Here is a 7914-nt window from a genome sequence, read left to right as displayed (position 1 = left end):
CGCTAAACTCAAAGAAAATCGACGCTTAGCATTACGATTTGAGAAATCCGATCTCTCTTTCCTTGCCTTTATAGCTTTAGCATCTATTAAATACAACCTTTGTTAACAGTGCCTAATACATTCTTATCATCATTAGATAATTTGGATGGAATTATTAAAGCAAATACAGGTGTAGAGCTTGATGCATTAATGGCTGAGATGTCAGAAAATATAAGTAATATGGAAAGAGCAAGTGCACTCTTTGCAAAAATCATTGCCCAAAACTCTCAAACATCAAGAGAGATGTCTTCAATGTTGAGGTAACATACAAATTATCTTAAAAGGATAATTTATCTCTAGACAGTAACACCCCCTAAAATTCTTGCAAAAGTGTTTTAGGGGGTGTTGCACTATCCAAATCTAAGAAGTGCCCAAAAAAAAATCAAGATACAAAATGAGCTTCTCTATGATATATCGGCGCTACCTGCGCCTAACTTGGATTTATAAATAAACATATAATCCAAGCATCTTAATAAAGCTCAAATTGATCTATGAGCTTAAAAGGATACTAACTTAAGCTATATCATCTTGAGCTAGTTCTTGCGCATCATAACAAGCAGTTGCTTCAAATGGTACTGCGTATCCTAATCCTTCATGTAGTTTTTGTGATATACCATCAAGCAACTCAATAGAATTTTGATCAAGTTCTGATTCAGGAGAGGCTCTTAGCGCATGTACTTCTGCAAGTATTTTGGCCATTTCCTCATGATTACCATTTTCAATAGCATTTAAGGCTGCCTCTGCATAAAAACCAAATGTCTCGACCTTATTATTAACCATTCCTTCCATAATATAAAATTAAAAATAATCAACAAAATCAACCATAGATATCTATGATCTCAGCATACAATCCTAGCACGATTTGGTTTATTTTCAATTGGTTAATTAGTTCTTTTTATATAATATTTGTGAAATATCTATATAACGCATACATTTGGAGTGCGAGGATATTTTGAGGTCATGGGTTAATCTTATATTCGCTTAGTATATACGTAGTTTTTGATGTTGATCAACTTACCCATTCTTTTTATTCAGCTTAATATCTTGAAATATATCTATATCTTAATTTTATATAACACTAGCTAGATAGTTATTTTTAGATAAAATGTATGTTTTTGTGTCTACATATTCGCCCCTTATAACTCTATGCATTTTTTGCATCTTATGCAAAATGAAATTAAATCTTGTTAAAAGTCTTTCAGATCTTAAATTATCTATAGCTATAAGCGCCTCTATTTGGGTTAATTGAAGTGAATGAAAGGAAAAATCTAAAATAGCCCTCATTGATACTGAAGCTATCCCTTTTCCCCATTCGCTACTTGCCAAATCATAAACTATTTCTGCGTTTCCAGACATTATATTGCAATAATTAAAGCCCATAGTTCCAACCATTTTACCTTCTTTCTCGATGCACCAAAGTATTGATATTTTCTTATAAAATAAGTTGCGCCAAAATTTTACTTTTTCATGCGCATCATCTAGCGATGTTGGCACTTCTGTCTCTTGTATATATTGATGTACTGCAGGATCGCACATTAGATTATAGTAGCCATGCATATCTTTTTCAGAATCTAGCTCTCTCAGTATAATTTGATTATCTAGTTTAAGTACAGGAAATTGAGAAAAAGCCATCTCTAATACGGAATTTTTGTACATGCTAACTAAAATTTAGTTTAATAATCTATATAACATAAGTCTAGATTATCAATTTTTAATTAAAAAATACCAGCAATTTCTCTTTCACACCTTATAATATCAGTTTTATAATTCTTATTGTATAGCGTATTTTATTTTCCTCTAATGACGCTATAATTTGCTTAAGTGATGGATTGTATTTCAATCTGTATATGAAAATAGTGTGTCTTTATTTTAAAGATGGGTAGTACTGGCATAATATTAGCGGCTGGTCGTGGTACAAGAATGGGGGGCGGGGTTCCAAAGGTGTTGCTTGAAGTTGCCTCAGTTCCCATGCTGGAACACGTAATAATTTCGATTATTGGATATGTGAATAATATTATTGTTGTAGCAAGCCAGGAATTGGTGAAAAACAGTAAATTTAAAATAATTGAAGGTAGGTATAGATTTATTACCGTTATACAAGAAGAGCCAAGTGGTACTATGGATGCATTGAGATGTGCATTTGATCAATGTATTGAAATTCACTCCAAAATACTTATAGCACTAGGTGATGCACCACTTATTGAACAAAATATAATATCTGAACTTGTGAATTCAGATAGTGATCTATTTATTTCCGCCTTTGAATCTAATAGAGAAAACGAGTATGGTAAGTTGATTATAGATAATGGCAAACTTATTGAAATAGTAGAACATAAGCAATCCACCCAATTGCAGCGTAAAATAACAATTTGTAACTCAGGGCTTTTATCTTGCTCAAAAGTTTTAGCACTAAGATTTTTACAAGAAAACTATTCAAAAAAAGAACCAAAAAATGAACAATATTTAACTGATATAGTTAAATATTTACACCTCAATCAAGCAACTATAAAATTTGATAAATTTGAAGAAAAATATCTATGCGGCGCTAATACAAGGCAAGAGCTGGTAGTTATTGAGGAATTCATGCAGGAAAAATTACGGAATAATTTGATTGAAAATGGGGTTGTAATGATTGCTCCTAAAACTGTATTTCTAACACCATTTACGTTTGTAGAACCAGGTGTGATTATCTATCCATATACCGTTTTAGGTAAGGAGGTCTATATTAAATCTGGAGTTAAAATATTATCATTTTCGCATATAGAAGGAGCAAAGATAGAAAAAAACTGTATAGTAGGGCCCTTTGCAAGAATAAGGCCAGATACAGAGCTTAGAGAAAATGCCAAAATAGGGAACTTTGTAGAAGTGAAAAACTCAATAATTGGAGATAATTCTAAATGTTCTCATCTTTCTTATATAGGAGATGCCTATATTGGTGAAGGCGTCAACATTGGTGCAGGATCCGTATTTTGTAATTACGATGGGGCGAAGAAGCATAAGTCAAATGTTGGTGATAACACATTTATAGGGTCTAATACATCTATAGTATCGCCATTAACAATAGAAAGAGATTCCTTTATTGCCGCAGGAACGGTATTAACAAAAAACATGCCAGAAGGCTCTTTTGCAATTTCAAGACCAGAATTAATTGTTAAAAAAAGAAGGCATAAAAAGGCTTTTTGATACAACTTTATGCTGATTATAATAGAACATGCCTATATAATGTAGCGCATTAGCAATAATTAAATCAATGCATAGATGCAAGCTATACCATCATAACCAATAATGCATCCAGTAAGGGTAGCAATGTTTTTGTATAAAATTTTTATTATTGATGTAGCTATGTTTTCATTTTTTAAAATCTTTTCCTTTTTTAAAAAGCAAGGGGCAAGCGCAGAGCAAAATTCCCACCAAGTGGTGGATTCAAGCACAGAACAAAATTCCACACAAGATTTAGTACCTTATAGGCCTAGTCATCAGAATTTCTCTTATTATACAATAAAAACATTAGCTAAAGCAAGAACTACAGAATCAAACGGTGACTCTTATAATAATTTTGATACAAAGGGTGCTATAACAATCGATGTAAGAGAATACCTTGGTCATAATGATATTAATGATCAAGCTTTTGTAACAAAACAACTCAAAGATTGTTTTGTAAATGTTGCAATACCGGTAATTACACCTAATAATGGTGAATATAATGATAATATTAGAGAGGTAATAGAGTATGTACCTGTAAATATACCTCTATCTCAAGGAACAACTATACATGTACATCATAATGGGCAATTAGTTAAAATTCGTGTAGAGGTTGATAGTGAGAATCGGTTGGCACATGTAAAATATATTTATGCTTCTTATCCAGAAGCACATTATCCAAATTTTAGAGATACTTGGTTAACAATAGCCCAATCTCAAGCGTATAAGGCGAAGGGGCTGGTGGAGAATACTTCTTTAGTTCTTGAAGTAGCAAACCGATCCAATTCGCTATTACAAAAATTTGGAGGGGTAACTCTAGACCCGGATAAACAATGGCCTACTATAATTAAGTACTATTCTCTAGTAGAATTTGGAATTAAGCAACTTGTTACATATAAGTGTAAAGAGCACTTTTGTTTGGAGTTATTTAAGTTTTATGCGCCGCAAATTATAAGTGATTATGTAGTTAATCTTTTTAAGCCGTATTTACAAAAAGAGGGTATGGCTATTGTTCAAGTGGCCACGGCTATATTGTGGGAGTCTTTCTGGTCTCAGAATAAAGGGCAACTTTTATCAATTATACTTTATAAAATTGCACACTTATCATTAACATTGATGCCAGAAAATTGGATTCTTCCTAGAGATGCATTCAGTTTGGTAAATGTTGCATATAGCTTGAAATTTGCTACACAAAAAGTCAATATGAATAAATCAGATAATCAACTATTAAAAACAGTTACTACCGCATTTGTAGCATTGGATGGCCTCTCGGTGCCAGTAGTTTTTAAATTTTTACACTGGATTACAAGTACTACTACAGATAAAGAATATAATACGATAGTTGAATTTATGCCAAAAAATATAAAATCATCAATGAAGGCTTTGGTAAATACTGAGCATGCTTTTATGTTAAAGCGTGATAAAGAAAGTCGTGAATTTTTGCTAAAAAGTATTAAGTCAGTACTAAATTACCTAGACGCTGAACAGGGAAATATAGATAAATTTATACATGAATTCAAGCAAGATAGAATGTACAAAGGATTTCGTTTCGGACACTTAGATTCAGCAACAACCCAAAGGATGGTTGGAAATTTTAATGAGGCATCAAAGAATGTATTTTTTACGGCAAAAGTTTTACGAAAGTGGCTTACTGATGTAGAGAGGGCTTATGATGGTAGTAATGAGTATATGGGCCTACGACCTATAATCGAACGCTCTTTAAACATGCTAAAACCAAAGTTAGAACATGGTGATGAAAAAACAAGACAGCAATTAACTAATGAGGCGGAGTATTATAATATGCTGCTTGTTAATATTAAAACACCATATTGTGATGACAAAATGATGGATAAAGATTATGATAGCTTGGCTCAATCGGAAAATAATGAATATGGTAATAAAATAGGTAGTGAGCATAATCCACTTGATCCTATACAGGGGTCATGCGTTGAATGTGCATCATAATTTTGGCTTGTTGCTAATCTTGTTCTAAATAAAAATCTAAAAATTATCTCCAATCATCTATCTAAATATAACTATTTATTGAACAAGGTAACGACCCTTAAAGTTATAGCTATTAATGATGAGATAAAGATAATATATAGAATTCTAATAATAAAATTATTTATTATCAACAGAACTATATGCTGAGTTTATTGTTGTTCTATATAAAAGATTAGACAGAAAAAAATAACTAGTTTATCCTCCGTACTTTATATAAGAAATTAGCTGTATTTTTATGAATTCTAACTTAACACCCGCGCAAGTTGTCTTAGAGCTGGATAGATTTATAATAGGGCAGAAAGAGGCTAAGAGAGCCGTTGCTATAGCGCTAAGAAATAGATGGAGGAGAAAAATGGTTTCCGCACAATTGATGGAAGAAATAATACCTAGGAATATACTAATGATTGGCCCAACCGGCGTTGGTAAAACTGAAATTTCTAGGAGGTTGGCAAAGCTAGTGAATGCGCCTTTTATTAAGGTTGAAGCAACTAAATTCACAGAAGTTGGTTATGTAGGAAGGGATGTTGAATCTATAATAAGAGACCTACTTGATATAGCTATAAAGCTGGTTAAGGATGTGATGAGAACATCTACAGAAAAGGAGGCTAAGCACAAAGCTATTGAGAGATTGTTAACTATTTTAGCCGGAGAAAGCGCAAGTATAGAAACAAGGCGCTCTTATATGGAAAAGATATTAAGTGGGGAGATAGATGAAAAAATAATAGAAATAAGTGTATCAGAAAGTGCTGGTATGCAAGGTTCGACTGGTCAGCTTTTTGATATGCCTGGTACAAGTGGGCAAGTTGGGTTATTGAACGTTGGCGATCTAATAGGCAAGATGCTAGGAGCAAAGAAGAGTAAAAACGTGAAGGTCCCGCTTAAAGAAGCCATAAAGATTTTGATGCGTGAGGAAGCTGATAAGATGGTGGACGAAGAGAAGGTTATTATGGAGGCAATTAAACTTACGGAAGAGGACGGCATAGTATTTTTAGATGAGATAGATAAAATTGCAAGTAAAAGTAGTGAAGGGAAGTCAAGAGAGGTAAGTCGAGAGGGGGTGCAAAGAGATTTGTTGCCAATAGTTGAGGGGACGGTTGTAAATACGAAATATGGACCAATAAAAACTAATCACATACTGTTTATAGCTTCTGGTGCATTTCATATAACAGATCCATCTGATATGTTACCTGAGCTTCAAGGTAGATTTCCCGTTAAAGTATCGCTTTCACCGTTATCGGAGGATGATTTTGTTAATATACTTAAAGATACTGAGAATAGTATAATAAAGCAGTATAAAGCGCTTTTAGATGTAGAGGGTGTTGATCTAGATTTTACAAATTGTGGAATCAGGAGAATTGCTCGGCTTTCTAAAATTGCAAATGATGAGCTTGAGAATATAGGTGCAAGAAGGTTATATGCTATTATGGAAAAACTGCTAGATGAAGTAAGTTTTGATGCGCCTTCCATGAATGATTCTAAGATAACTATAGATGAAAAATACGTGGATGGGCATGTTAAGGATAATTTCCCAGATGAGAGAGATTTATCAAGGTTTATAATTTAATGATGATGATCTGAGTTTATTTGTAATCTATAAAGAGATATAAGGAATGCGTGTGTTATTAGAAAATAATAAAGATTGAAGCATGATTTAGAAGGGCTTTAGATTCAAATGTACATTGAAGTTATTTAATGTGGGGGCTCTTTAATCAGTATATGGTTAAAGGGTTCCAGGTTCTGGGTTATATCAGATAATCTTAGGAATTTTGGAGGTATGGCATTATCTGAAATCTAAGACTTTATGAAACGTTTATGAGTTATAGGCATATTAAAATAATGCTCTGATATGATTGAGTTTTCGTATATTGAAAATCAAGATTCCATACCGATTTAAGAGAAAGGCTAATTGAAGCTTTAAAAGCTCTCATAAAAAAGAGATATATGGTTTTTGTATAGCTATGGCGGTATAAAATTATTACATAAAAGGTAATTAAAAAGTAATTTTATTAAACTTAACCCAATGATAATTAAGGTATTTTTAAAATTAGTTATGTACCATTTCTATGACGCTTTAGCTATATAAAATAAAGCAGGGCTGCTCTTCATAGGCGAGAGAGCAAAATATACTAAATAAATGTTATAAAAAGCGATATAGATTCGGTTATAGCGAAGCCGTATTTGCGGTAATATTTAGGTTTTTATATCTGCATTAAAAACCTGAAAGAATAAACTTTCTATATTTTTAAATCGGCAAAACTTTATAATAACTCAAATGAACTATAGTAAATTAAGTTGAGATCTGCGTACAGATAAGTTATATTCAAAAGAAAATGCCGGTATCGTAGAGCCAAGATTTTCGCAAGAAAGTTATAAAATATGTAAATAGAGGTAACAGCTGCAATAGCGCCTCAATAAAATTTGAAATAGCATCAAATACAGTAAGAAATTGGCAAAATAGGTATAAGTCTGAGGGAAATTATTTAGCCAAAAAGGTGGGGAAAAAAGGGACGAATAACAAGTTAAGATGTTGCGTGAATTCTAATCCTAATTTATTAGGCACTGTTAACAAAGGTTGTATTTAATAGATGCTAAAGCTATAAAGGCAAGGAAAGAGAGATCGGATTTCTCAAATCGTAATGCTAAGCGTCGATTTTCTTTGAGTTTAGCGAA

At 32.6% G+C, this 7914-nt stretch carries 6 protein-coding genes and 1 pseudogene; 5 read left to right on the top strand and 2 right to left on the bottom strand.

The window, feature by feature from the left end; translation table 11 throughout:
• The first annotated feature begins 108 nt into the window (after window positions 1–108).
• Window positions 109–303: a hypothetical protein gene (locus Cyrtocomes_RS04365; protein WP_322497981.1), complete on the top strand. Its 195-nt coding sequence runs from the start codon at window positions 109–111 to the stop codon at window positions 301–303.
• 249 nt (window positions 304–552) lie between these two features.
• Here the strand turns inward: Cyrtocomes_RS04365 and Cyrtocomes_RS04360 are convergent, their stop codons facing one another.
• Together Cyrtocomes_RS04360 and Cyrtocomes_RS04355 are read right to left on the bottom strand one after the other, a co-directional pair.
• Window positions 553–828: a hypothetical protein gene (locus Cyrtocomes_RS04360; RefSeq protein ID WP_322497980.1), complete on the bottom strand. Its 276-nt coding sequence runs from the start codon at window positions 826–828 to the stop codon at window positions 553–555.
• A 279-nt stretch (window positions 829–1107) separates the two neighbouring features.
• On the bottom strand, window positions 1108–1671 hold the full coding sequence (locus Cyrtocomes_RS04355) for a GNAT family N-acetyltransferase (protein ID WP_322497979.1): 564 nt from the start codon (window positions 1669–1671) through the stop codon (window positions 1108–1110).
• A 243-nt stretch (window positions 1672–1914) separates the two neighbouring features.
• On the opposite strand from Cyrtocomes_RS04355, the gene glmU reads away from it, so the two are divergent.
• The 4 genes and pseudogenes from glmU to Cyrtocomes_RS04335 all read left to right on the top strand — a co-directional run.
• Entirely contained in the window at window positions 1915–3222 is a 1308-nt protein-coding gene (gene glmU / locus Cyrtocomes_RS04350; RefSeq protein WP_322497978.1) for a bifunctional UDP-N-acetylglucosamine diphosphorylase/glucosamine-1-phosphate N-acetyltransferase GlmU, read from the top strand.
• 159 nt (window positions 3223–3381) lie between these two features.
• Window positions 3382–5205: a hypothetical protein gene (locus Cyrtocomes_RS04345; RefSeq protein ID WP_322497977.1), complete on the top strand. Its 1824-nt coding sequence runs from the start codon at window positions 3382–3384 to the stop codon at window positions 5203–5205.
• Between the two features lie 274 nt (window positions 5206–5479).
• The gene (gene hslU / locus Cyrtocomes_RS04340) at window positions 5480–6808 is read left to right on the top strand and encodes an ATP-dependent protease ATPase subunit HslU (RefSeq protein ID WP_322497976.1); all 1329 of its coding nucleotides are present in this window, start codon (window positions 5480–5482) and stop codon (window positions 6806–6808) included.
• Window positions 6809–7601: 793 nt separating this feature from the next.
• Window positions 7602–7826: pseudogene (locus tag Cyrtocomes_RS04335) on the top strand (helix-turn-helix domain-containing protein); the annotation flags it as partial.
• Window positions 7827–7914: the final 88 nt, after the last annotated feature.

This window comes from Candidatus Cyrtobacter comes (assembly GCF_034470605.1).
GTDB classification, from domain to species: domain Bacteria; phylum Pseudomonadota; class Alphaproteobacteria; order Rickettsiales; family Midichloriaceae; genus Cyrtobacter; species Cyrtobacter comes.
The sequence above is the reverse complement of the archived record's forward strand: the minus strand, read 5'-3'. Positions and strand labels throughout refer to the sequence as shown.